Source organism: Martinezella rhizogenes (assembly GCF_000799715.1).
Taxonomy (GTDB): Bacteria; Pseudomonadota; Alphaproteobacteria; order Rhizobiales; family Rhizobiaceae; genus Rhizobium; species Rhizobium rhizogenes_C.
Genome location: NZ_JUHG01000018.1, coordinates 174581 through 198084 on the forward strand (window position 1 = coordinate 174581; position 23504 = coordinate 198084).

At 59.9% G+C, this 23504-nt stretch carries 29 protein-coding genes and 1 tRNA gene; 22 read left to right on the plus strand and 8 right to left on the minus strand.

What is annotated here, in order from left to right:
* The first annotated feature begins 86 nt into the window (after positions 1–86).
* From EX00_RS27040 to EX00_RS27070, 7 genes are all read left to right on the plus strand, one after another.
* The gene (locus EX00_RS27040) at positions 87–524 is read left to right on the plus strand and encodes a DUF6163 family protein (protein ID WP_047464842.1); all 438 of its coding nucleotides are present in this window, start codon (positions 87–89) and stop codon (positions 522–524) included.
* A gap of 130 nt (positions 525–654) precedes the next feature.
* Positions 655–1170 (plus strand): transcriptional regulator LdtR, encoded by a 516-nt coding sequence (ldtR, locus tag EX00_RS27045; RefSeq protein ID WP_034519488.1) that lies wholly within the window; start codon positions 655–657, stop codon positions 1168–1170.
* A gap of 525 nt (positions 1171–1695) precedes the next feature.
* Positions 1696–3009: a L,D-transpeptidase family protein gene (locus tag EX00_RS27050; protein ID WP_047464845.1), complete on the plus strand. Its 1314-nt coding sequence runs from the start codon at positions 1696–1698 to the stop codon at positions 3007–3009.
* A gap of 178 nt (positions 3010–3187) precedes the next feature.
* Positions 3188–4486 carry a serine hydroxymethyltransferase gene (glyA, locus tag EX00_RS27055; RefSeq protein WP_047464848.1) on the plus strand — a complete coding sequence of 433 codons (1299 nt, stop codon included), beginning with the start codon at positions 3188–3190 and terminating at the stop codon, positions 4484–4486.
* A 9-nt stretch (positions 4487–4495) separates the two neighbouring features.
* Positions 4496–4972 carry a transcriptional regulator NrdR gene (gene nrdR, locus EX00_RS27060; protein ID WP_007692797.1) on the plus strand — a complete coding sequence of 159 codons (477 nt, stop codon included), beginning with the start codon at positions 4496–4498 and terminating at the stop codon, positions 4970–4972.
* Between the two features lie 2 nt (positions 4973–4974).
* Positions 4975–6084 (plus strand): bifunctional diaminohydroxyphosphoribosylaminopyrimidine deaminase/5-amino-6-(5-phosphoribosylamino)uracil reductase RibD, encoded by a 1110-nt coding sequence (gene ribD / locus EX00_RS27065; protein ID WP_047464851.1) that lies wholly within the window; start codon positions 4975–4977, stop codon positions 6082–6084.
* Positions 6084–6704 (plus strand): riboflavin synthase, encoded by a 621-nt coding sequence (locus tag EX00_RS27070; RefSeq protein ID WP_047464855.1) that lies wholly within the window; start codon positions 6084–6086, stop codon positions 6702–6704. The genes ribD and EX00_RS27070 overlap by 1 nt, the downstream gene beginning before the upstream one ends.
* A gap of 12 nt (positions 6705–6716) precedes the next feature.
* On the opposite strand, the gene EX00_RS27075 is transcribed toward EX00_RS27070, so the two are convergent.
* From EX00_RS27075 to EX00_RS27085, 3 genes are read right to left on the minus strand one after another with little or no spacing between them, the layout of a single operon-like run.
* Positions 6717–7196 carry a GNAT family N-acetyltransferase gene (locus EX00_RS27075; protein WP_047464858.1) on the minus strand — a complete coding sequence of 160 codons (480 nt, stop codon included), beginning with the start codon at positions 7194–7196 and terminating at the stop codon, positions 6717–6719.
* Between the two features lie 32 nt (positions 7197–7228).
* Positions 7229–7753 (minus strand): GNAT family N-acetyltransferase, encoded by a 525-nt coding sequence (locus tag EX00_RS27080; protein WP_047465189.1) that lies wholly within the window; start codon positions 7751–7753, stop codon positions 7229–7231.
* Between the two features lie 51 nt (positions 7754–7804).
* Positions 7805–8302, minus strand: coding sequence for a cupin domain-containing protein (locus EX00_RS27085; protein ID WP_047464860.1), 498 nt, complete (start codon positions 8300–8302; stop codon positions 7805–7807).
* Between the two features lie 199 nt (positions 8303–8501).
* Here EX00_RS27085 and ribH point away from each other — a divergent pair, with 199 nt between their 5' ends.
* The 3 genes from ribH (at position 8502) to EX00_RS27100 (ending at position 11832) form a co-directional block, all read left to right on the plus strand.
* Positions 8502–8957: a 6,7-dimethyl-8-ribityllumazine synthase gene (gene ribH / locus EX00_RS27090; RefSeq protein ID WP_047464863.1), complete on the plus strand. Its 456-nt coding sequence runs from the start codon at positions 8502–8504 to the stop codon at positions 8955–8957.
* Positions 8958–8961: 4 nt separating this feature from the next.
* Positions 8962–9444, plus strand: a complete 483-nt coding sequence (gene nusB / locus EX00_RS27095; RefSeq protein ID WP_047464865.1) for a transcription antitermination factor NusB — start codon at positions 8962–8964, stop codon at positions 9442–9444.
* Between the two features lie 249 nt (positions 9445–9693).
* Entirely contained in the window at positions 9694–11832 is a 2139-nt protein-coding gene (locus tag EX00_RS27100; protein ID WP_047464869.1) for a sodium-translocating pyrophosphatase, read from the plus strand.
* Between the two features lie 72 nt (positions 11833–11904).
* Here the strand turns inward: EX00_RS27100 and EX00_RS27105 are convergent, their stop codons facing one another.
* Positions 11905–12414, minus strand: coding sequence for an outer membrane protein assembly factor BamE (locus EX00_RS27105; RefSeq protein ID WP_047464872.1), 510 nt, complete (start codon positions 12412–12414; stop codon positions 11905–11907).
* A 278-nt stretch (positions 12415–12692) separates the two neighbouring features.
* Here EX00_RS27105 and EX00_RS27110 point away from each other — a divergent pair, with 278 nt between their 5' ends.
* The 6 genes from EX00_RS27110 (at position 12693) to EX00_RS27135 (ending at position 17176) form a co-directional block, all read left to right on the plus strand.
* Positions 12693–13250: a ubiquinol-cytochrome C chaperone family protein gene (locus EX00_RS27110; RefSeq protein WP_047464874.1), complete on the plus strand. Its 558-nt coding sequence runs from the start codon at positions 12693–12695 to the stop codon at positions 13248–13250.
* An 11-nt stretch (positions 13251–13261) separates the two neighbouring features.
* On the plus strand, positions 13262–13819 hold the full coding sequence (locus EX00_RS27115; RefSeq protein ID WP_047464876.1) for a YceD family protein: 558 nt from the start codon (positions 13262–13264) through the stop codon (positions 13817–13819).
* A gap of 102 nt (positions 13820–13921) precedes the next feature.
* A complete protein-coding gene (gene plsX, locus EX00_RS27120; protein WP_047464878.1) occupies positions 13922–14968 on the plus strand; it encodes a phosphate acyltransferase PlsX in 1047 nt (348 codons plus the stop codon).
* Positions 14969–14987: 19 nt separating this feature from the next.
* Positions 14988–15959 carry a beta-ketoacyl-ACP synthase III gene (locus tag EX00_RS27125; protein ID WP_047464882.1) on the plus strand — a complete coding sequence of 324 codons (972 nt, stop codon included), beginning with the start codon at positions 14988–14990 and terminating at the stop codon, positions 15957–15959.
* 105 nt (positions 15960–16064) lie between these two features.
* A complete protein-coding gene (locus EX00_RS27130; protein ID WP_047464885.1) occupies positions 16065–16403 on the plus strand; it encodes an integration host factor subunit alpha in 339 nt (112 codons plus the stop codon).
* Positions 16404–16627: 224 nt separating this feature from the next.
* Positions 16628–17176 carry a MerR family transcriptional regulator gene (locus tag EX00_RS27135; RefSeq protein ID WP_047464887.1) on the plus strand — a complete coding sequence of 183 codons (549 nt, stop codon included), beginning with the start codon at positions 16628–16630 and terminating at the stop codon, positions 17174–17176.
* A gap of 29 nt (positions 17177–17205) precedes the next feature.
* Here EX00_RS27135 and EX00_RS27140 read toward each other — a convergent pair whose 3' ends face one another.
* The gene (locus EX00_RS27140) at positions 17206–17490 is read right to left on the minus strand and encodes a hypothetical protein (protein WP_047464889.1); all 285 of its coding nucleotides are present in this window, start codon (positions 17488–17490) and stop codon (positions 17206–17208) included.
* A 399-nt stretch (positions 17491–17889) separates the two neighbouring features.
* Here EX00_RS27140 and EX00_RS27145 point away from each other — a divergent pair, with 399 nt between their 5' ends.
* Both EX00_RS27145 and EX00_RS27150 read left to right on the plus strand, forming a co-directional pair.
* Positions 17890–18990, plus strand: coding sequence for a porin (locus EX00_RS27145; RefSeq protein WP_047464891.1), 1101 nt, complete (start codon positions 17890–17892; stop codon positions 18988–18990).
* Between the two features lie 327 nt (positions 18991–19317).
* Positions 19318–19644 (plus strand): hypothetical protein, encoded by a 327-nt coding sequence (locus tag EX00_RS27150; protein WP_007692768.1) that lies wholly within the window; start codon positions 19318–19320, stop codon positions 19642–19644.
* Between the two features lie 75 nt (positions 19645–19719).
* Here EX00_RS27150 and EX00_RS27155 read toward each other — a convergent pair whose 3' ends face one another.
* The gene (locus EX00_RS27155) at positions 19720–19980 is read right to left on the minus strand and encodes a hypothetical protein (RefSeq protein ID WP_007692766.1); all 261 of its coding nucleotides are present in this window, start codon (positions 19978–19980) and stop codon (positions 19720–19722) included.
* Between the two features lie 177 nt (positions 19981–20157).
* On the opposite strand from EX00_RS27155, the gene EX00_RS27160 reads away from it, so the two are divergent.
* Both EX00_RS27160 and EX00_RS27165 read left to right on the plus strand, forming a co-directional pair.
* Positions 20158–20550 carry a BA14K family protein gene (locus EX00_RS27160; RefSeq protein WP_047464894.1) on the plus strand — a complete coding sequence of 131 codons (393 nt, stop codon included), beginning with the start codon at positions 20158–20160 and terminating at the stop codon, positions 20548–20550.
* Between the two features lie 115 nt (positions 20551–20665).
* Positions 20666–20742: transfer RNA gene (locus EX00_RS27165), tRNA-Pro, on the plus strand.
* 37 nt (positions 20743–20779) lie between these two features.
* On the opposite strand, the gene EX00_RS27170 is transcribed toward EX00_RS27165, so the two are convergent.
* Complete coding sequence (locus EX00_RS27170; protein ID WP_047464896.1) at positions 20780–21487, minus strand: thermonuclease family protein; 708 nt, start codon at positions 21485–21487, stop codon at positions 20780–20782.
* Positions 21488–21700: 213 nt separating this feature from the next.
* Here EX00_RS27170 and EX00_RS27175 point away from each other — a divergent pair, with 213 nt between their 5' ends.
* Positions 21701–21913, plus strand: coding sequence for a hypothetical protein (locus EX00_RS27175; RefSeq protein ID WP_047464898.1), 213 nt, complete (start codon positions 21701–21703; stop codon positions 21911–21913).
* Positions 21914–22137: 224 nt separating this feature from the next.
* Complete coding sequence (locus EX00_RS27180; RefSeq protein WP_047464901.1) at positions 22138–23154, plus strand: extracellular catalytic domain type 1 short-chain-length polyhydroxyalkanoate depolymerase; 1017 nt, start codon at positions 22138–22140, stop codon at positions 23152–23154.
* Positions 23155–23156: 2 nt separating this feature from the next.
* Here EX00_RS27180 and EX00_RS27185 read toward each other — a convergent pair whose 3' ends face one another.
* A complete protein-coding gene (locus EX00_RS27185) occupies positions 23157–23447 on the minus strand; it encodes a helix-turn-helix domain-containing protein (RefSeq protein WP_047464903.1) in 291 nt (96 codons plus the stop codon).
* Positions 23448–23504: the final 57 nt, after the last annotated feature.

Below are 23504 nucleotides of genomic sequence, written 5' to 3' on the forward strand. Positions count from 1 at the left end.
CGCTGTCCCCAGGATAAAAAACCGGGCGAAAGGCCGCAGCCATTATAGCTCTGGCAAGCCCGTAACCTCCTACGTATTGTTCGCGCATGGAACCTGATTCTTCCACCATACCCAAGAACACGCTGACGGACATCCTGTTCGTCGTGTTCCTGCGGCTGATCGCCATCGCCTGTTTCTGGCTCGGCCTGCAATATTGGTCGATGTTGGTCGGCTATTCGCTTGATGGCCAGGCCCGGTTCGATCTGCTCAATCTGCCCTGGAAAGTGGCGAGCGCCGGCCTGGCCGTTGTCTTCCCCGTTGCGGCGCTTGGCCTATGGCTGACGGTCTCCTGGGGGCCGGTCATCTGGGTGCTTGCCGCGGGCGGTCAGGCACTGATGTATGGCCTCTGGCCGCAGATCTTCGGCTCCAACTTATTGATCGTGATCCTGCATGCCTGCGTGGCCGTTCTCTACTGCGCTTTCCGCATTTTGCTATGGCTGGAAAAGCGCCGGCGCCGGCAGCAGGTAATGGTTGATTTACCCTGAGACACTAACCCGCCGTGGTAAGGTGCTGTTAAGCTTGCAGTTTAAGTAGAATTTTATGTGTATTCGATAGGGTCTCACTCAAGGCGGGAAGAAAACGACACCGCCAAACAAACAGTGAGGCCAAGTCATGATGAACACGAAAATCAAGCCGCAGGCAGTCGCAACCGCTCGGGACCAGCAGGTCGAAGACATCCGTGGTCTGTACATGGAATCTCTCCACCTGGTGGAGCGTCTTCACCGCCGTCTCCTCGATGTGATCAAGGATGAGTTCGACCGCCAGGGTCGCGACGACGTCAACGCCGTGCAGGCGCTGCTCCTCTTCAACATCGGCAATTCCGAGCTGACCGCCGGCGAGCTGCGCTCGCGTGGCTTCTATCTCGGCTCCAACGTTTCCTACAACGTCAAGAAGCTGGTCGACCTCGGCTTCATCAACCACCAGCGCTCGCGCATCGACCGTCGCTCGGTCCGCATCAGCCTGACCGAAAGCGGCCAGGACATCGCCGAAACCGTCGCCAAGCTCTACGACCGCCATATCGGCTCGATCGACAAGGTCGGCGGCATCGGCACCGACGAGTTCACCCAGATGAACAAGCTCCTGCAGCGCCTCGATCGCTTCTGGAACGACCAGATTTTGTATCGCCTTTAAGCAATATCAGCGGATTGACCGCGAGACTCTCCAGTCAAAACAAGCCGGATGCGTTCCCTGCGCGTCCGGCTGTGTTTGTTCAAGAGGAGGGATATGTATCCCCTGTTCTGTGGGCTTTTTGCCACGTCCCGTCGCGACCTTGCGGGAGTAGCGCCGTCAGTGACCTCTGCGTCATTGACGCCGGATCAACAGGCGCTATTAACCGCGCTCATCTAGTGGTATTTTAGCAAGTGCGAGATGGCATTTCTTCCGATCCGGCAGACGAACGCAAGTTTCATGCCGGACGACACGAATCAGCCATATTGCTATGACAGCGGAAACGAACGGCAAGCTGCGCCTCAAGCCTTGATTTTCATGCCTGAGCGCTGTGGGCTCGCAATGTTGTGACGGTCCGTGACGAAGTTTTTGTGGTGCTTTGAGGCAACGGATTGATACTGAGCTGCACGACTTGGCGCGAGCCGGGGTATTTGCTGCTTCCTCTCTTGGCTGCGGATGAAATTGATCGCAGCGTTGAACGGTAGGGATATGTCGAAGAAAAACGGAATTGAACCTTTCTCGCGCCGCTCCTTCCTGCGGTCTGCGGCAACTTTTGGCGTGGCCGCCTTGGCCGCTCCTGCTCTTGCCCAGCAGGATCAGACGCCGCTCGACGCGCTGATCAACAACCGCGCCCGCGGCAACTGGGATGACCAGTTCGACGCAAAGGCCGCCGCGCGTACCGCCTCCGCGGTCCAGTCGAACACACCGATCCTCGGGCCTGATTCCGTCCCGAACGTCCAGCAGGCGATCGCCCAGTATCAGAACATCGCCGCCAATGGCGGCTGGCCGCAGATCACTCCCGGCGATCAGAAATTGCAGCTTGGCGTCACCGACGGCGCCGTTCAGGCGCTGCGCCAGCATCTGATGGTAACGGGCGACCTGCCGAGGGAAGCCGGCATTTCCTCCGCTTTCGACTCCTATGTCGATGGCGCCGTGAAGCGCTTCCAGGCCCGCCACGGTCTGCCGCCGGATGGCGTTATCGGTGACTTCACGCTGAAGGCGATGAACATTCCCGCCAACGTTCGTCTGCAGCAGCTGAACACCAACCTCATTCGCCTCCAGACGTTCCCGTCCGATCTGGGCCGCCGTCACGTCATGGTCAACATCCCGGCGACCCGTGTCGAAGCTGTGGAGGACGGTCAGGTGGCGCTGCGTCACGAGGCGATTGTCGGCCGGGAATCTCGGCCGACGCACCTCATCAATTCAAAGATCTACGAGGTCATCCTCAACCCGTACTGGACGGCGCCGCGTTCCATCATCATCAAGGATATCATGCCGCTCATGCGGAAGGATCCGACTTACCTGGCGAAGAACAACATCCGCCTTCTCGACGGCAAGGGCCAGGAAGTTGCGCCTGAGACGATCGACTGGAGTTCGGACAAGGCGCCGAACCTGATGTTCCGTCAGGATCCGGGCAAGACCAACGCCATGGCTTCCACGAAGATCAACTTCTATAATCCCAACAACGAATATATGCACGACACGCCTGAACAGGGCCTGTTCAACAAGCTGATGCGTTTCGATAGCTCGGGCTGTGTGCGCGTTCAGAATGTCCGCGACCTGGCGACTTGGCTGTTGACCGACACTCCGGGCTGGCCGCGCCAGCACATCGAGCAGGTCATCTCTACTCGCGTCAACACGCCGATTAAGCTGGCGACGGAAGTGCCGGTCTATTTCGTCTATATCTCCGCCTGGAGCGCTGCCGACGGTATCGTCCAGTTCCGCGATGACATCTATAATCTCGACGGCAATTCTCAGCTGGCGCTCGACACGACCCAGGGCATGGAGCAGCCGGTTCAATAATCGGCCTTGCTTTGAGGAAATTTGCGATAAGGCCGCGTCTTCGGACGCGGCTTTTTCGTTTGCGGGAGGTGCTCATCGTAGAATGCCCAGCAAATGTCGCTGATCGTATTGCCCTCGGGCAACCCTGACGCTAATACCGTGTCTCCATTGCCGTTCCGGCCCGTTAGGAGCTTTCACGATGACCTCTGCTTCCACCGAACCTTTCTTCAATCGCTCGCTCGCCGATACCGATCCGGAAATCTTTGGCGCAATCGGCAAGGAATTGGGTCGCCAGCGGCACGAGATTGAATTGATCGCCTCGGAAAATATCGTTTCCCGCGCAGTGCTGGAAGCGCAGGGCTCGATCATGACGAACAAATATGCCGAGGGCTATCCGGGCAAGCGCTATTATGGCGGCTGCCAGTATGTCGACATTGCTGAAGAGCTCGCCATCGAGCGCGCCAAGAAGCTGTTCGGCGTCAACTTCGCCAACGTCCAGCCGAACTCCGGTTCGCAGATGAACCAGGCCGTATTCCTGGCGCTGCTGCAGCCGGGCGATACCTTCATGGGCCTCGACCTTAATTCTGGCGGTCACCTGACGCATGGTTCGCCGGTCAACATGTCCGGAAAGTGGTTCAACGTCGTTTCCTACGGCGTGCGCGAAGGCGACAACCTGCTCGACATGGAAGCGGTTCAGCGCAAGGCCGAAGAAACCAAGCCGAAGCTGATCATCGCCGGCGGCACCGCCTATTCCCGTATCTGGGACTGGAAGCGCTTCCGCGAGATCGCCGACAGCGTCGGCGCCTACCTGATGGTCGACATGGCCCACATCGCCGGTCTCGTCGCCGGTGGCCAGCACCCGTCGCCGTTCCCGCATTGCCATGTCGCGACGACCACGACCCACAAGTCGCTGCGCGGCCCGCGCGGCGGCATGATCCTCACCAATGACGAGGATCTGGCGAAGAAGTTCAACTCGGCCGTCTTCCCCGGTCTCCAGGGCGGCCCGCTGATGCACGTCATCGCCGCCAAGGCCGTGGCCCTCGGTGAAGCGCTGCAGCCGGACTTCCAAGACTACGCCGCACAGGTCGTCAAGAACGCCAAGGCGCTCTCCGAAACCTTGATCTCCGGCGGCGTCGACGTCGTTTCCGGCGGCACCGACAACCACCTGATGCTCGTCGACCTGCGCAAGAAGAACGCCACCGGCAAGCGCGCCGAGGCTGCTCTTGGCCGCGCCTATGTCACCTGCAACAAGAACGGCATCCCGTTCGACCCGGAAAAGCCTTTCGTCACCTCCGGCGTCCGTCTCGGCACACCGGCCGGCACGACGCGTGGCTTCAAGGAAGCCGAGTTCCGCGAGATCGGTAATCTCATCATCGAAGTGCTGGATGGCCTGAAGGTCGCCAACTCCGATGAAGGCAATGCTGCTGTCGAGACTGCCGTGCGTGAGAAGGTGATCAAGCTTACCGATCGCTTCCCGATGTACGGCTACATGGGCTAAGGAGAGCGAATGCGCTGCCCCTATTGCGGTTCGGAAGATACCCAGGTCAAGGATTCGCGGCCGGCGGAGGATAATACCTCCATTCGCCGGCGGCGGATCTGTCCGGATTGCGGTGGCCGTTTCACGACCTTCGAGCGCGTGCAATTGCGCGAGCTTATGGTCATCAAGAAGACCGGCCGCAAGGTGCTGTTCGATCGGGACAAGCTGGTGCGCTCCTTCGAGATCGCGCTGCGCAAGCGGCCGGTCGACCGGGATCGGATCGAGCGCGCCGTCTCCGGCATCGTTCGCCGGCTGGAAAGCTCCGGCGAGACGGAAATCAGCTCGGAACAGATCGGCTTGCAGGTGCTGGAAGCGCTGAAGAGCCTCGATGACGTCGCCTTCGTGCGCTATGCTTCCGTCTATCGCGATTTCTCGCATGCGGAGGATTTCGAGAACGTGATTACCGAAATCAACGCCAAGATCGCCCGCGATCCGCTGGACCCCTGACGATGATCCCCCGGCCGGACGACGAGCGTTTCATGGCCGCGGCGATCCGCCTGTCGCGCAGGCATCTCGGGTTGACCTCCACCAACCCGTCCGTCGGTTGCGTGATCGTCAAGGATGGTGCCGTCATCGGCAGCGCTGTGACCGCGATCGGCGGCCGGCCGCATGCCGAGCCGCAGGCTTTGGCCGAAGCCGGCGAAGCGGCGAGGGGGGCAACAGCCTACGTCACGCTCGAACCCTGTTCCCACTACGGCAAGACGCCGCCATGCTCCGAGGCGCTGATCGCCTATGGGGTCGCGCGTGTCGTCATCAGCGTCACCGATCCCGATCTGCGCGTTTCCGGACGCGGTATTGCCATGCTGCGGGACGCGGGGATTGAGGTCGATACCGGCGTTCTCGAGGAGGAGGGCAGGCGCGAGCTTGCCGGCTATCTCATGCGCCAGACGAGAAACCGGCCCTATGTGACTCTCAAGCTTGCCATTTCAGCAGACGGCATGATCGGCAAGACGGGCACGGGGCAGGTACGCATTACCGGCGATGTCGCCCGCGCTCAGGTGCAGGTCCTGCGCGCCGAAAGCGACGCCATCCTGGTCGGCATCGGCACGGCCATCGCCGACGATCCCGAATTGACCTGCCGCTTGCCCGGGCTGGAAAGCCGCTCGCCGCTGCGGATCGTCATAGACGACCAGCTTCAGCTTCCGCTCGGTGGCAAGCTCGTCAAGACGGCGCGGCAATATCCGGTCATCGCTGTCGCCGGTCATCCGCCGGCCTTCGACGAAAATACCGACAAGGTCTTCATGGCCCGTCGCGCTGCGCTCGATGATGCCGGTGTAGAGGTGTTGCAATCCAATTCCGGCGAACCGGGCGAGTTGCTGGAAGCGCTCGGCACGCGCGGCATCTCCTCCCTCCTGGTCGAGGGCGGCGCAAGGACGGCGCAACGCTTTCTCGACGCGGACGTGGTCGATCGCATCCTTCTGTTTCAGGGGCTGGATACGATCGGCGAGGGCGGTATTGAATCGCCGGTCACGAAGACCAATATCCCACCCAGTTTCAGGCATATCCGCGCGAGCCAGTTTGGCGACGATCGCTGCGACGAATTTGAAAGAGGTTTTTGATGTTTACCGGAATTGTCACCGATATCGGCACGGTCGAATCCGTCTCCCCTCTCAAGGAAGGCATCAAGCTGCGTGTTGCCACCAATTACGACCCGGCGACGATCGACATGGGCGCCTCGATCTCCCATTCCGGCATCTGCCTGACCGTGACCGGCCTGCCGGAAGCGGGCAGCAATGGCCGCTGGTTCGAAGTGGAAGCCTGGGAAGAAGCCCTGCGGCTAACCACCATCGGCAAATGGCAGGCCGGCAGCGCCATCAATCTCGAGCGCTCGCTGAAGATCGGCGATGAACTCGGCGGCCATATCGTCTCCGGTCATGTCGACGGCAAGGCGGAAATCCTGTCGGTGACGGAGGAGGGGGACGCTACCCGCTATCGCCTGCGCGCTCCGGAACATCTCGCCAAGTTCGTCGCCCCCAAGGGCTCGATCGCGCTTGACGGCACGTCGCTGACGGTCAACGCCGTCGACGGCACCGATTTCGACGTGCTCCTGATCCGCCACACGCTGGAAGTCACCACCTGGGGCGAGCGCAAGGCCGGAGATTTCGTCAATTTCGAAGTCGACACCATGGCCCGCTATGCCGCGCGGCTGGCGGAATTTCCGGCTGTTCGCGAAGGCTGACGTTCGACCATCTCAGGCGAGCGATTTTTCCATGCGAAAGTTTGGAAGGGTCTGCCCGCGCTTTTCCACGGTTTGAGCGGCGAGGACGATAAATCCCTTTCGTTCGAAGAAAGGTCTGGCGGTGAGGCTGGCTTCGGTGAAAATCCGCCGATGTCCCCGAACCCGGGCGGCGGCCTCCACGGTTTTCAAAAGCAGGCTGGCGACACCCTTGCCCTGATGGTCGGGGTGAACGAACATCATATCCAGGCAACCGTCCGCCTTCAGATCGGTAAAGCCGACGGGCCGCCCCTCGCAGATCGCCAGCCATGTCGGCCTGCCAGCGCGCCACTGCGCCCACACCTCGGGGTCATCGACCTTCGCCCAGGCATCGATCTGCGCGGGATTGTAGTCCTTCGAGGCGACCTCACGGATTGCTCTGACGAAAATATCGATCGTGGCACCGGCGTCGGCGGAACGATATTCCCGCACGGTGAAGCGATATTCTGAGCTCATGGGATGGGCTACCTTCGACGGTTATGGTCGTTCTATTTCCATCGCTCGAGCATGACGTTTATTTTATCCTTGTAGACAGTCTCGCCGATCCGGTGGAACCCGACCTTTTCGGCAACCCGCAGTGAAGGCTCGTTTCCCGGATCGATGATGCAGGTCATGCGCCGGTCGGCAAACGTCTTGTCGGCCCATGCGATCGCGGCCCTGATAGCTTCGGTCGCATAGCCCCTGCCGTGCAATGGTGGCGAGATGGCCCAACCTGTTTCCAGCGTGCCTTCCGTCGTCGGCGTCATGTCGCGATGGGAGTCCAGAAAGCCGGTCTCGCCGACGAAACGGCCGCTCTCGCGCTCCTCGATGGCGAAGAAACCGAAACCGAGATGATGCCACATGCCGGTATAGCGTAACAAACGCGCCCATGTCTGTTCGCGTGTCGGTGGCTCGCCGCCGACGAAGCGCATCAGAGCCTCCTGCTTCCAGAAGTCGGCATAGTCCTCGAATTCCTCCAACCGGTGGGCGCGAAGAATGAGGCGTTCGGTCGTCAATGTCGGTATGCTGGTCATGGCGGGAGCGGTGTCCTTCCTGTCTACCGTTTCTGCATTCATGCTCATGCGTCAGGCTCCCGGTTCGCCATCCCAATAATCCACGGGCGCCCCGTCGCGACCGATGAAGCGGAAGCGTGTTTCATCGGCCCGATTGGTCTTCGCCAGGAATTTGCCGGAATCCGGATATTCGACGATCTCCGTCCGCGCCTTGGTCGAGATGCCAAGATAGATCAGCACGCCCGGACCGGTGTTGATAAGCTGGTGAGCGGTTTCCTGGCCGCCGGCGGGAGCCCCCAGCACATCGCCTTTGGCTACCGCAAAGCGTTCATTGCCGAAGCGATATTCGCCTTCGCCGTCGATGATGACGAAAAGCTCTTCCTCGACATGATGATTGTGAAAGGGACAGCCTGATTTGCCGGGCGGCACTTCGTTGTAGCTGATGCCAAGATCCTTGAGGCCGAGCAGCGCGCCGAAAGAGGCGTCACTGCCGGCAAAAAAATCTCCCTGCTGCCAGTGGTCGAGCTGAAGCTCGCCAATATTGACGGCGTGTCTGGTCTTCTTTGTCATAAGGGCCTCCCTTGCCGGTCGCGAATTATTATCGAAGCGAGTGCGGTGGCGAAAGATGCAATTTCCAGCAAAGCCCGATCTTCCCCAAATCCCGATCAGAATCGAGGCGGATAGCCGAAAAACACTTGCCAAGCGCGGCCCGCCGTGGTTTGACCCGCCGTTATCGGTGCTGCCCGCCCTCTCATTCCGCAGGTGACGTATGTCCAGCTCTACCAATGCCCACATCCTGATCGTGGAAGCCCGCTTCTACGACGATATGGCTGACGCCCTTCTCGATGGCGCCAAGACCGCGCTTGAAGAAGCCGGAGCGACCTATGACATCGTCACCGTGCCCGGCGCGCTGGAAATTCCGGCTGCCATCGCCATGGCGCTCGACGGCGCCGACAATGGCGGCACGGAATATCAGGGCTATGTCGCCCTCGGCATGGTCATTCGCGGCGAGACCTATCATTTCGATATCGTCTCCAACGAATCCTCGCGTGCGCTGATGGATCTGGCCGTCAGCGAATCCCTGGCGATTGGCAACGGCATCCTGACTGTCGAGAACGATGACCAGGCATGGGCGCGTGCGCGCCGTTCGGACAAGGATAAGGGCGGCTTTGCCGCTCGCGCAGCGCTGACGATGATCGCGCTGAAACAAAAGTTGGGTGCATAAGTTCATGAGCAATCAGGATAACGAGCGACCGGCAAAGACCGCGAACCAGCGGGGGGCAGCCCGCCTTGCCGCCGTTCAGGCGCTTTATCAGATGGATGTCGGCGGAACCGGTGTGCTGGAGGTGGTGGCCGAATACGAGGCGCATCGTCTCGGGCAGGAGCTGGATGGCGACACCTATCTGAAGGCCGACGCGTCCTGGTTTCGCTCCATCGTCTCGGGCGTCGTGCGCGAGCAGACCCGTCTCGATCCGCTGATCGGTTCCGCGCTTCAGGACGACTGGGCGCTGTCGCGTCTCGACAGCACCGTGCGCGCCATCCTGCGCGCCGGCACCTTCGAGATTCTCGACCGCAAGGATGTCCCGGTCGCGGTCATCGTTACCGAATATGTCGAGATCGCCCACGCCTTCTTTGATGATGATGAGCCTAAGCTCGTCAACGCCGTGCTTGATCGAATCGCCAAGCAAGTTCGCGGCGAAGCCAAGAAATAAGCAGCGATGTCGGCGCCGTTGATGGCGCCGTCTACTTTCGTTTGCTTCGTTCGCGCCTGATTTCAGCTACGAATGTTCTTTTGAACCGCCATCGGGTGTTTTACCCGCGGGCGGTCTTGACGCGACGTTTTCCCAAACGCAATCTCCGCTATGCACATCTGTCGACCGCCTTGGAGGAGGGAGGTCACCGTTGTCGCAGGCGGCCGGAGGAGGAGTGAACCGCCGGCTTTTTTGGAGGGAAAAAGCGAAATGTCGATTCTTTTTGGTGTTATCGCGTGCGGATTGCTCTCGGTGGTCTATGCCATCTGGACAACCCGGTCGGTGCTCGCCGCCGACCAGGGCAATGCACGCATGCAGGAGATTGCGGGTTATATTCGAGAAGGCGCGCAAGCCTATCTGGCGCGTCAATATAGGACTATCGCCGTTGTCGGCGTCATCGTCTTCATCGCGGCCTGGCTTTTGCTTTCCGCCGAAGCCGCTTTCGGTTTCCTGATTGGTGCTGTTTTGTCGGGCGCTGCCGGTTTCATCGGTATGCATGTCTCCGTGCGGGCCAATGTTCGCACCGCGCAGGCCTCGTCGCACAGCCTGTCGGCTGGTCTCGATATCGCCTTCAAGTCGGGCGCCGTGACCGGCATGCTGGTCGCCGGCCTCGCGCTGCTGGGTGTTTCCATCTATTTCTACGTGCTGACCGGCATTCTCGGCCATGAGCCGGGCTCGCGCGCTGTCGTCGATGCGCTGGTGTCGCTCGGGTTCGGCGCTTCGCTGATTTCGATCTTCGCCCGTCTCGGCGGCGGTATCTTCACCAAGGGTGCGGACGTCGGCGGCGACCTCGTCGGCAAGGTGGAAGCGGGCATTCCCGAGGACGATCCGCGCAATCCCGCGACCATTGCCGATAACGTTGGCGATAACGTTGGCGATTGCGCCGGCATGGCTGCCGACCTCTTCGAAACCTATGCAGTCTCCGTCGTCGCGACCATGGTTCTCGCCTCGATCTTCTTCGCCGGCACGCCGGTCCTTGCTTCCGCCATGGTCTACCCCCTGGCGATCTGCGGCACCTGCATCATCACCTCGATCATCGGCACCTTCTTCGTCAAGCTCGGCGCCAATGGCTCGATCATGGGTGCTCTCTACAAGGGCCTGATCGCCACCGGCCTGCTATCGATCATCGGTCTTGGTGTGGCCACATCGCTGACCATCGGCTGGGGTTCGATCGGTGCTGTCGCAGGTTTCGATATTACCGGAACGAACCTGTTCCTTTGCGGCATCGTCGGGCTGATCGTCACGGCGCTGATCGTCGTGATCACCGAATACTACACCAGCACCAACAAGCGGCCGGTCAACTCCATCGCCCAGGCATCCGTCACCGGTCACGGCACCAACGTCATCCAGGGCCTGGCCGTCTCGCTCGAATCGACGGCGCTGCCGGCAATCGTCATCGTCGGCGGCATTCTCGCGACCTATCAGCTCGGCGGCCTGTTCGGCACGGGCATCGCCGTCACCGCCATGCTCGGCCTTGCCGGCATGATTGTGGCACTCGATGCTTTCGGCCCGGTCACCGACAATGCCGGCGGCATTGCGGAGATGTCGCATCTGCCGCCGGAAGTGCGCAAGTCGACCGATGCGCTGGACGCCGTCGGCAACACTACCAAGGCGGTGACGAAAGGTTACGCCATCGGCTCGGCCGGTCTCGGCGCGCTGGTGCTATTCGCCGCTTATTCGAACGACTTGAAATATTTCGCGGCCCATGGCGATCAGTTTCCCTATTTCGCCGATGTAGGGACGATCTCCTTCGATCTCTCCAACCCCTATGTTGTCGCGGGACTGCTGTTCGGAGGGCTCATCCCCTACCTCTTCGGCGGCATCGCCATGACGGCCGTCGGCCGCGCGGCGGGCGCGATCGTCGAGGAGGTGCGCAAGCAGTTTCGTGAAAAGCCGGGCATCATGCTGGGCACGGAGCGTCCCGATTACGGCCGCGCCGTCGACATTCTGACCAAGGCGGCCATTCGCGAGATGATCATCCCGTCGCTGTTGCCGGTGCTGGCGCCGCTCGTCGTCTATTTCGGCGTGCTGCTGATCTCCGGCTCCAAGGCCTCGGCCTTCGCGGCACTCGGCGCTTCGTTGCTGGGGGTCATCATCAACGGTCTGTTCGTCGCCATTTCCATGACGTCGGGCGGCGGTGCCTGGGACAATGCCAAGAAGAGCTTCGAAGACGGCTTTGTCGACAAGGACGGTACGCGCCATATGAAGGGCTCGGAGGCACATAAGGCATCCGTGACCGGCGATACCGTCGGCGATCCCTATAAGGATACGGCTGGTCCGGCGGTCAATCCGGCGATCAAGATCACCAATATCGTCGCGCTGCTGCTGCTTGCCGTTCTCGCTGGATAGGGGCGAAAGCGGAACCAATGAAAAACCCGCAGGGCTCGCGCCTCGCGGGTTTTTTGATGCGATCTATCCGGCTTATTGACCCGGATTGAGGTTGTTGAGGAAGTTCCTCGCACCGTTGACGCCGTTGCCGCCGCCCTGCAGGATCTGTTGCAGGAAGGTGATGTCGCGGCCGCCGGTCGGTGTCGTACGGCTGATCATGTCGAAGACCCTGCCGTCCTTCAGCGTGTAGTTGGCTTCCTGCTTCACGATGCCATCCTTGTCGAAGTAGATCGCCAGAATGTTCTGGTCGACCAGCTTCGGCTTCATGAAGGCCGCGGCGCGGGTGCGCTTCTGGGATATGTAATAGAAGACTTCGCCGTCGAAGGTCGCCGTCGTCGATGGCGTACCGAGCGAAAGCAGCACTTGCTCGCGGCTCGAGCCGATGGGCACGAGATTGAGCGACTGCTGATCGAAGATGTAGCCGTTGTTCATGACCTCGCTGGTCTTGCAACTCGTAAGCCCCGCGGTCCCGATCACCAGGGCGATGGCGGCACTGCTGATGAAAGTTCTCTCAGACTTGAAATACCGTTTCGTCAACGACATCTCATCTCCCCTAATGAATCAAACCGATGGCCGAACGGCCAATAAGATCTTGCTGTGCACATCATTGTGGCCTTTCCGCGATTGGGAGGGCATCAGCGATGTTGTCCGGCACTCTTCATCACCAATCATGCACAGCGTGACGACGGGTCGGGGCGGGGCCTTGAAGCGGGCACAAACGGCATTGCAATTCGCGCCTGCTTCGGTAAACCAGCTTTTAAGTGGATGCAACAAGGCCAAGCGCGACACGGCGCTCCGAATGGTCAATTCCGGGAATTTTCATGATTTTTGGGCTGTTCCGCAAAAGAAATCACAATCAGATCATCGTCGTCAGACAATATGACGTTCTGACCTCGATGGCGCGCCAGCCGGTTTTCTATACCGACTATGATGTGCCGGACACGGTCATGGGGCGTTTCGAACTGCTGTCGGCGGTGATGATCCTGTTTTTTCGTCGGACGCGCTCGTCCGCGACCAGCGGCCAGGAGCTTGCGCAGGAAATTATCGATGCCTTTTTCGAGGATATCGATTATTCCATCCGCGAACTTGGTATAGGCGACAACAGCGTGCCGAAGCGGATGAAGAAACTGGCGGGCATGTTTTACGGGCGACTCGAAAGCTATGCGGCCGCCATGGACGGCAATGATCGTGACGCGCTGGCCGCGGCGCTTCAGCGCAACATCCATCCCAAGGCAAGTGAGGGAGCTCCCTCCATGCTTGGCCTGGCGGACTGGATGATGACGGCCGAGGCGCATCTGGCGGATGTGGCGGAAGCCGAAATCGCCACCGGTTCGGCAACCCTCCCGCAGCCACGCGGGATCGGCAGAGACGTAGCTTAGGAGACAAGAAAATGAGAAAACCGAACTCCGACGAAACGCCCTTTTCCTATCCGGTAAAAGTCGGCCATATCTCCGCCAATCCAGTGGAGGTTCGTCTCAAAGCCGACAATCGGGAGCTTGCCGGTCTTGCCAAGCTTTGGAATGTGCTCTCCGTGCCGAAACTCGAGGCGGATCTGAAGATCGCCCGATGGAAGCGCGATGGGGTTCGCCTCAAGGGCAATGTGCGCGCCAAGATCGTTCAGGCCTGCGTGGTCACGCTCGAGCCGGTCGAATCGGAAATCAACGAGGAATTCGAGCAAATCTTCGTCCCCGAGGGGTCGAAGTTGGCGCGGATGCCGTCCGTGGATGCCGGGGAAATGGTGCTTGATCCGGATGGTGCGGATCTTCCGGAAACCTTCATCGGCGATACGATCGATGCCGGTGCAGCCGTTGCGGAATTTGCCGCGCTTGGCATCGATCCTTACCCGCGCAAGCCCGGTATCGCGTTTGAAGACCACATCGAAGACACAGGCGAAGATGACAAGAAACCCTCGCCATTCGCTGTCCTAAAAGACTGGAAAAAGGAATAGGCACCCCTGGCAATTGAACACAATTCAGTTGTAACGCGGGGAGAAACCGGTATTTTGACGCCAATTTCGCCAGACCCGGCGGACAAGAAGGACTAGGGACGCGTGATCAGAATTTCTCTTGACCTGATGGGTGGCGATTTCGGCCCAGAGGTTGTTATTCCTGGCGCGGCCAAGGCGCTGGAGAGGCATCCCGATATTACCTTCATCATGTACGGCATGAAGGATCGTTGCGAAGCGATCCTGGGAAAATATCCGAAGCTCCGCGACAAATCCGTTTTCCACGAGTGCGATGTCGCTATCAGCATGGATGAGAAGCCGAGCCAGGCATTGCGCCGCGGCCGCTACGTTTCCAGCATGTGGCGCTCGATCGAGGCGGTGAAGCTGAGCGAAGCTGATGTCGTCGTTTCCGCGGGGAACACCGGCGCGCTGATGGCGATGGCGAAGTTCTGCCTGCGCACCATGGCCAACATCGAACGCCCGGCGATCGCAGCAATCTGGCCGACGCTCAGGGGTGAAAGCATCGTGCTCGACGTCGGCGCTACGATTGGTGCCGATTCGCAGCAATTGCTCGATTTCGCACTGATGGGTGGGGCGATGGCCCGCGCCCTCTTCGAGATCGAACGCCCGACCATCGGTCTCCTGAATGTCGGCGTTGAGGAAATCAAGGGCCAGGAAGACGTCAAGGAAGCCGGTCGCCTGATCCGCGAAGCCAACCTTGAATCGCTCGAATATTCCGGCTTCGTCGAAGGCGACGATATCGGCAAGGGCACGGTCGACGTGGTGGTGACGGAAGGCTTTTCCGGCAATATCGCGCTGAAGGCCGCCGAGGGCACGGCAAAGCAGATCGGCGCTTATCTGCGCGCGGCGATGACACGCACGCTGCTCGCCCGTATCGGCTATCTCTTCGCCAAGGGTGCATTCGACCTGCTGCGCGAGAAACTCGATCCCAGCAAGGTCAATGGCGGCGTCTTCCTCGGCCTCAACGGCATCGTCATCAAGAGCCATGGCAGCGCCAATGCCGAAGCCTTCGCGGCGGCCATCGATGTCGGCTACGATATGGCCAAGAATGGCCTGACACAAAAAATCGAAAATGATCTGAAAAGATATCATGCCAGGCGGCAGCCGCCGATCGGACCTGAAGCGGCATGAGTGACGGGGTATAATAGGAATGATTCGTTCAGTTGTTCGCGGATATGGGTCGGCGCTGCCTAAGCGCGTCATGACCAATCGCGATATGGAGCAAGTCGTAGACACCAGCGATGACTGGATCGTCCAGCGCACCGGTATTCGTCAGCGCTACATCGCCGGTGAAGGCGAAACCACGGCCTCGCTCGGTGAGCAGGCGGCACGGGCAGCACTCATCAGTGCCGGGTTGACGGCTGACGATCTCGACATGATCATCGTCGCCACCTCCACGCCGGATAATACCTTTCCCGCCACGGCGGTGAACATCCAGAACCGGCTCGGCATGCATCATGGCTTCGCCTTCGATGTCCAGGCCGTCTGCTCGGGCTTCGTCTATGCCGTGACCACCGCCGATGCCTATATTCGCGGCGGCGTTGCCAAGCGCGTACTCGTCATCGGCGCCGAAACATTCTCCCGCATTCTCGACTGGACGGACCGCACGACCTGCGTTCTCTTTGGCGACGGCGCGGGCGCTCTGATCCTTGAAGCGGGCGAGGGGACCGGCGCCAATACCGATCGCGGCGTGCTGACGTCAAGCCTGCGCTCCGATGGCGCGCACAAGGACAAGCTCTATGTCGACGGCGGTCCGTCCTCGACGGGCACGGTCGGCGTGCTGCACATGGCCGGCCGCGAGGTATTCAAGCACGCCGTCGGCATGATTACCGATGTCATCGAAGCGACGTTCAAGGCAGCCGAGGTGACGGCCGACGATCTCGACTGGCTGGTGCCGCACCAGGCCAATCGCCGCATCATCGACGGCTCGGCCAAGAAGCTCGGAATTGCTCCCGAAAAGGTTGTGGTGACGGTGGATCTGCACGGCAATACGTCTGCGGCATCGATCCCGTTGGCGCTCGCCGTTGCCGCCGGTGACGGCCGAATCAAGCGCGGTGATCTGGTGATGCTGGAGGCCATGGGCGGCGGTTTTACCTGGGGCGCGGTCCTGCTGCGCTGGTAGGGCAAGTCTCTAAAACCCGATTCCGAACAAGAGCTTGACCGTTTGGTGCAAGGGCAATACTCTCGCGGCTTGGATAATATTACGCAGCAATTTGGGCGGGGAACCATGACGGGCAAGACAGTGACGCGCGCAGACTTGGCGGAGTCGGTATTCCGGAAAGTCGGTCTCTCCCGAACCGAGTCGGCGGAGCTCGTCGAGACGGTGATCGATGAGATTTGTAACGCCATCGTGCGTGGCGAAACTGTAAAACTCTCGTCCTTCGCGACGTTTCAGGTGCGCGACAAGAACGAGCGTATTGGCCGGAATCCAAAGACCGGCGAAGAGGTGCCCATCTCTCCGCGTCGCGTCATGACCTTCAAGGCGTCCAACGTCCTGAAGACGCGTATCTTGAAGGCCCATGCCAGCCGCAAGGCGAAGGCGCGGCCGGTAAATCCTGCTTCCTGATCCCTTCGAAACGGATGTCGGCGTGTCCCCGCGTCGCACGTCGTGCTGTTTTCCAGACCTTTCTCGGTTATTTTCCGGCTTGCTTGTAAAACAGCCGAAGAGATGACTTGAATTTCTCCCGGCAAACCGTTGAAATATGGTGAGTCGTATCGCGATGAGCCGCGGTACCGATATCCGGTTTCGCATAATCCGGCCTGATGGCTTCGGAAACATGCTGTGGGAGTATGACGATGGACAAGAGCCCGGATGCATTTCGCACGATCAGCGAAGTCGCGGAAGACCTTGATCTGCCGCAGCATGTCCTGCGCTTCTGGGAAACCCGTTTTCCGCAGATCAAGCCGATGAAGCGAGGCGGGGGCCGGCGCTACTACCGGCCCGAGGACGTCGACCTGCTGAACGGCATCCGCCATCTGCTCTATGATCACGGCTATACGATCAAGGGTGTCCAGAAGCTCCTCAAAACCAACGGCAATAAATTCGTCATCGCCGTTGGCCATGGCGACCTCGCCAGCGTCGAGGCGCTTGCCGCCGCCGCGCAGGAATCGGCTCCGGCCGAGCCGCGTGTCGGATCCGGCCATCCCGATGAGGATCAGATCGTCGGCCGCGCCAAGGCGCCGATCAGTCGCCGCTTCTTCAACTTCGTGAGCGGCGAAGACGATGCGCCGGATGTTTCCCTCGGCAAGTCGAGCGTCGGCAAGGAAGATCGGGCGCTGCTCCAGGAGACACTCTACGATCTGCTGGAATGCAAACGGTTACTCGACCAGGTGCGCTAAGCGAAGCCATCAGCTTCAAAACTGTCTGATTAATTGCATTTGCGCGGAACGATGGGATTCGCCTGGCTCGGCGCGACGATCGATTTGCCGTCGGCGGAGCGTGGCAGCGTCCAGCAGGCATTCGGATCTTTTTCGTCCGTATTGCCCGCGTCGCTTCTTTCGATGATGGTGCTGCGATAGTTGCCGCTGTTTTCGGCGCCGGGGCTATCGCCCCAACCGCCGCGATCGCCGCCACTGCGGCCGCTGGAGGCGGCCATTGCCGCCGTGGCCGTGCCGACTGTGAGCAAGAATACACTTAAGATTTTGAAAAGCATGGGCATTCCCTCCGAATCATAACTGCTTGAATCGCGTTTGATCGCGACCACCTCCTGATCCCGGCGGGCAATTGTATTTATTTATCGTCGTCTTTCAATACAGCTATGGTGCTCCCCCGGCCGGCGATCACCATCCTTGAAATGCCCCATCCGCGCGCGTATCGTGATGATGGGATCAACGGGAGTGATATTTTTGTCACGTAAGACGATCTATGCGAATGTGACAATTAGGTTGCTATGCTTATTAACTTGCAAGCTCGCAGCGCTGGGTTCAGCTTTGTGGAAGAAGCGTTGCTGCTTCGTTCCCGTTAGGGGGAGATGTCAAGTCGGGCTATGGGGCGGTATGAAATTGTCTACCGTGAAACTCCATCCCCTGATGGATATTCGAATGGAGACACTATGAACATCAAGAGCCTTCTTCTCGGCTCCGCTGCCGCGCTGGCAACGGTGAGCGGCGCCCATGCGGCCGATGCCATCGTCGCGGCCGAACCGGAGCCGCTGGAATATGTCCGCATCTGCGATGCCTATGGCACCGGTTACTTCTTCATACCAGGCACGGAGACCTGCCTGAAGATCGGTGGCAAGGTCCGTACCGAAGGTGAGTGGTACGACGCCTATAATCCGACGAACAAGGTCGGCACGCTCTGGCATGAGCGCGTCGAACTCAATGTCGATACGGCGACGGACACGGAATATGGCCCCCTGAAGACCAACATGATCCTGCGCTGGGAGTGGAACGACGGAGGCGCCACAGCCGATAAGCTGCTGTTTGCGAACATCAGCCTGGCCGGATTCACCGTCGGCAAGCTCGACTCGCAGTATAATCTCTATGCCGGCTATGCTGGCGACGTCATCAATGACGATGCGATCTATGATGGCCCGTACGAACTCAACCAGCTGACCTACAAATATGATACCGGCGCCGGCTTCTCCGCCGTCATCTCACTGGAAGACAGCAACTCAGGATCGGATTCCGATAGCTATGGCGGTGCCTGGGTTACCTCGAAGGCCGATCAATACGCGCCCAACGTCGTTGCCGGTCTGGGTTATACGACCGACACGCTCGGCGTCAAGGTCGTCGGCGGTTATGACTCCATCGTCGAGGAGGGCGCGATCAAGGCCCGCGTCGACGCCAAGTTCGGCGGCGTGGAAGCTTTCCTGATGGGCGGCTGGAACACGGATGGCAAAAAACTCAACCAGTATGCCGGCTCCTATCAGGATGAATCGGCCTGCACGACCTCCGACGGTGTCGTCCATGGGGCGAAGTGCGGATGGGGCGATTGGGCCGTCTGGGGCGGCGTGGGCGTGCCGGTCAACGACAAGCTGAAGTGGAACCTGCAGCTTGCCTATACCGACTCGAAGATCTTCGAGGCGACCACCAACCTCAAATTCAAACCGGTCAAGGACCTGCTCATCGAGCCGGAACTGACCTACATGCACTATGACTTCATCAATGATGACACCGTTGCCGGCATTCTGCGTTTCGAGCGGAATTTCTGATCGGATCAGATCCAGCCGAGCTTCGAGAGTAGAAAAGGGGTCCGGTCGTTGTGCCGGGCCCTTTGTTTTTAGACTCACTTCGGAGGCGCTGGGGCTCAACGGCGCTTAGAGCAATCGCAGGAAAAGTGGGGAGTGGTTTCCGTGCGGAACTGCGTAGAAAAATAACCCAGAGTGCTTCCGTGACGCATTGAAGCGCTCTGGTCGTTGGGGGTGACCGGACCCTTGGTGCCTTCTTATTAACTAATTGGTAATGGAAGGCTTGCCTTTGCTTACCTTTGGCTGTATTTCCGTTTTCAGGAACAACACTTTAAATTGCCGGAGGGGAATATGCGCATACGAGCTACCATGGCGCTCGGTCTTTTCGCCATTTCGACTATTTTGACAAGCTGCCAGACGCCGGAGCAATCTGCAACCAGTGCTGAAATGACCTGCCAATCACAGGGCTTGCGCCCGGGCACGCAGCGCTACAGCCGCTGTGTCGGCGCCACCTATCAGGCCAATCGCTCTCAGGCGCAGCAGGCCGAAAATCAGGCCGCGGCAGGTATTGCCGCCGGCGTCATCGGCGGTGTCCTCGTCGGCGCCGCGGTCAGCGACAATCATCATCGCGGCTATTACGGCCGTCCTTATTACCGTCGCTGCTATCGCTGCTGGTAAGCCGGACACGACAGAATACAGAAACTCCGCCGATGCTGCACCGGCGGAGTTTTTTGTTGGCAAGTTTACTCCAGCCTATAGCGGCCGGGTCATCACCTGGCGGCTGACAAGCTTCAAGCTGTGGTCAGGCTGGATGATATAGGTTTCGTAGACGTCTTCACCCCATTGATTGGTGAAATGATGCGGCAGGCGCGTGCCCGGAGGCGATTGCGTCAGTTTCATTTCCGGCTGTCCGCGATAGGTGATGCTGCCGGGAATTGGCTGCAGGGATTGTTCGGTCGTCGTGCATGCGGCGAGCAGCGGCGCGCATAGCAGAAGAGCAATCAGGGGCTTCATCGCGTAACTTTCCAATTACTTCTTATTCAAAGAAATCCGTCGGGAAGAAAGACGGGAAGGCATCTGTGAGCGCGTCTCGAACTCACTATATAAAGATAATGCCGGAGTGGTCGGCGGCAAGGTTTCTCACGCAGATGTGCTTTGATCCGCCGTCGTTGGAATTCGAAGGAGCTTCACATGCGAACGATCACCAGGTCGATGGCTATTGCTGGTTTCGGCCTATTGCTGGCCGCAAGTGCGGTCATGCCCGCCAGCGCCATCACCATGCCCGCGCTCTCTGTGCCGCAGCAGCAGTCCGACATCATTCAGGTTCACGGACATGGCCACCGGCACAGCCACAACCATTGGCGCGGCGGCCACAAACGTCACGGTTTCGACGGTTATTATGACGATGACTCAGATAGCGGCGTGCTGTTCAAGTCCTTCGTGACCGGCACGCTGTTCTACAGGCAGCACATGCAAGGCTATTACGACAGTCGTGGGCGGGCCTGCGCCAGCCGCTACCAATCCTACCGACCTTCGGACAACACATATCAGCCAAGCCACGGGCCGCGCCGGGAATGCAGGTGAGCGAAAGAGCGAGGATTTTTCTCGCCCAGGCCGCCATTTTTCCACCGAGCTGCGATTTTACCCCTTGCGCTGCCATGGCTGACGGACTAATGCAATCAGGCCTTTTTAGGCAGGTCGGGGCGTAGCGCAGCCCGGTAGCGCACTTGACTGGGGGTCAAGGGGTCGCAGGTTCAAATCCTGTCGCCCCGACCATTTATCTCCTTGAACTCCCAATCAAATTCTCACTGATTTAGCCGCACCAGGATGCGGTTTGTCCCGTCCAGCGGCGGGCCAGGCCTTCGGCTACCAGTTGATCGCCGATGGAGCGGCCGGCGCGCATGGCGATGCGGAATTTGCCGCCATGTTGATCTTCGCCGCGGGCACTGCCGGAGAGTGCGAACGTGCCGTCGTTGAGCAGGGTCTGTAGCCGCAGTTTTGCCGCGGCGCCTTTTTGCCGTTCGCCGCCGCAGCGCGATGGATCGGCATCCGGCACATCGATGTCCGCCAGGCGGATTTTGACCCCGTTCTGCCAGAAGGTATTACCGTCGACGACGCAGTTGGCGCCCGTCGTGCCGCCGCACAGTCCGAATCGGCCGCCACTCTCGCGGGCAGGGGCAGAGGCGAGAACCGGAGCCGCGCGCTCCGTCGGCAAGGAGACGGGGATGGCATTGGGCGGAACAGGCATTGTCGTATCCGGACGCTCGGGGACGACGACCGCCGTCTTGACCTTCGGTCTTGCAGCCGGTGTCGGCGCTGCCTGTACCGCCGCCTCTGTCACCTGCGATACATGCCGGGCGCCAGTGGCGCCAGCATTGGCCAGCAGCGCCGGCATTTCTCGCCGGTGTTCATAGGCGAAAATGCCGGCCACTGCGGCGAGGCCCACCGTGCCCCATAGCCACATCGAATTGCCCGCTTTGGACTGTGGCTTGCGCCGCGTGCGTCGTTTCGCTTTTGCCATGGTGTCATCCCTCAATTGCGGGGGGATTATCGCCGCGATTTCTTACCGATCCGTTGGCTTTTCGATTGTTGGTGCCGGGCATCTGACAAATTGCAATGCCTTCCTTGCCAAGCCCCCGGGCAGGGCGCATAGTTATTTTCGATATCGCCGGTTATAAAGCGGGCTCCGGCGAGTGTGTTGGCGTGCTTCTGCCCGGCGGACGAGGCGGCGCGTATGTTGGAAACCTCCATCCATCCCCAGGATTTACCCCTGTTTTCGGACGATCTGGATCGTTTGGAGAAGGTGCTGGATGCTGTTTGCAAGGATCGTGGGATCGATCATCGCGGCCCGGAAGCCGAACGCCTCGGCGCGCTGATCATCCAGCTCTATCGCCAGGGCGTGAAGGACGACGCGAAGCTTATCGCGCTTGCGCGAGCCTATCTCTGACATTTTCGGCGTTTTCGCCGCCGGTGATTTAATCGATTTAAGCTGATTTCACATAGCAGCAATGATGCATTGTGCCTATTCGAATCCCGTTTATCGCCCTATATTTGCTGCATCGCACAAATAGAGTCGAATTGCTCGATGCCGACCCCTAGGGGACGAAGTGCGGTCGACGCCCGCCAAACAAAATCAACAATGGCGGGCGCGGATAATTTGAAAGGTCTAGGATGAATTTCAAGGTTCCGAGCCGGCTCCGCCGTTTGCTCGTCGATTCCGTCGAGTTGCCACAGCTCAAGTTCCCAGTAACGAGACCGCAGTCGCAACCGACGCGCCAGCGTGTATCGACGCAGCTCGTGCCGCAGAGCCTGACGGAGGTCTTGTGGTTCGGGCGTAATCCGGGCGATCTGCGCATGCTGGAATATGTGCCGCCGGGCGTCGAAGGCCCGATGCCGCTCGTCGTCGTTCTGCACGGCTGTCAACAGAATGCCGAGGATTTCGACCGCGCCAGCGGTTGGACGGCCTTGGCGCGCAAGCATGGCTTCGCCGTGCTTTATGCCGAGCAGAAGCCCTTCAACAATCCCAATCTCTGTTTCAACTGGTTCCGCCCGAGTTCGGTAACGCGCGATCGTGGCGAACTGGGTTCGATTCGCGAGATGATCGATTTCAGCTGTCGGCTGCACAAGATCGACGACAAGAGGATTTTCGTCATGGGCCTCTCGGCCGGTGGCGCGATGGCGTCGGCGCTGCTTGCCACTTATCCGGAACTGTTCGCCGCCGGCGCCATTATCGGCGGCCTGCCCTTTGGTGCCGCTCGCGATGCCATGTCGGCGCTGGATGTCATGAGAAGGGGCTCCGCGCGTCCCGCCGAAAAATGGGCGGAGCTCGTCCGCGAAGTCTCGCCGGATGCCGCGCGCTTTCCCTCGGTCTCCATCTGGCATGGATCTGACGACGGCACCGTCTCATACGCCAATGCCGAAGCGTCGGTGGCGCAGTGGCTGGCGGTGCATGAGCGTCCGCAGACAAAGGGCCGGTTGCGCCTGTTCGACGGCGGCGAGCGCCGCGAATGGCGTGGCGACCACGGCGACGTGGTGGTGTCACTGGTAACCTTGAATGATTTCGGTCATGGCCTGCCGGTCCGGTCCACGGTCGCGGGCAGGGAGCCGGCCAACGATACCGAGCGCTTCATCCTGTCGGCAGCTATCTCCGCGCCGGAGCAACTCGTTCAAAGCTGGAAGCTAGCGTAAGGCTAGTCGTCGTTGGTGGCATTCAGGTTTTCCGGCCGGGTGCCGCCGTTTTCCGCCCAATGCTTGAAGCGGATACCGGCGCCGCCGTTTCCGTCGCTGCCGTTGGCGAGGAACAGGACGCCACGAGCTTCAAGGGCCAAGCGTAGCGCGACAAGCGATTTGGCGTCCGCTGAACTGACATCCGTTTCCAGCGTTTTAATCGTCGCCAGGGGAAGCTTGCTTTCGGCGGCAAGCGCCTCTGGTGTCAGTCCGAGCATGGCGCGTGCGCCACGGAGTTGCGCTGAAGTGATCATGGTTGAAATTTAGCGCAAAATCCCGAAAATCGGAACTGATTTCGGATGGAATTCACC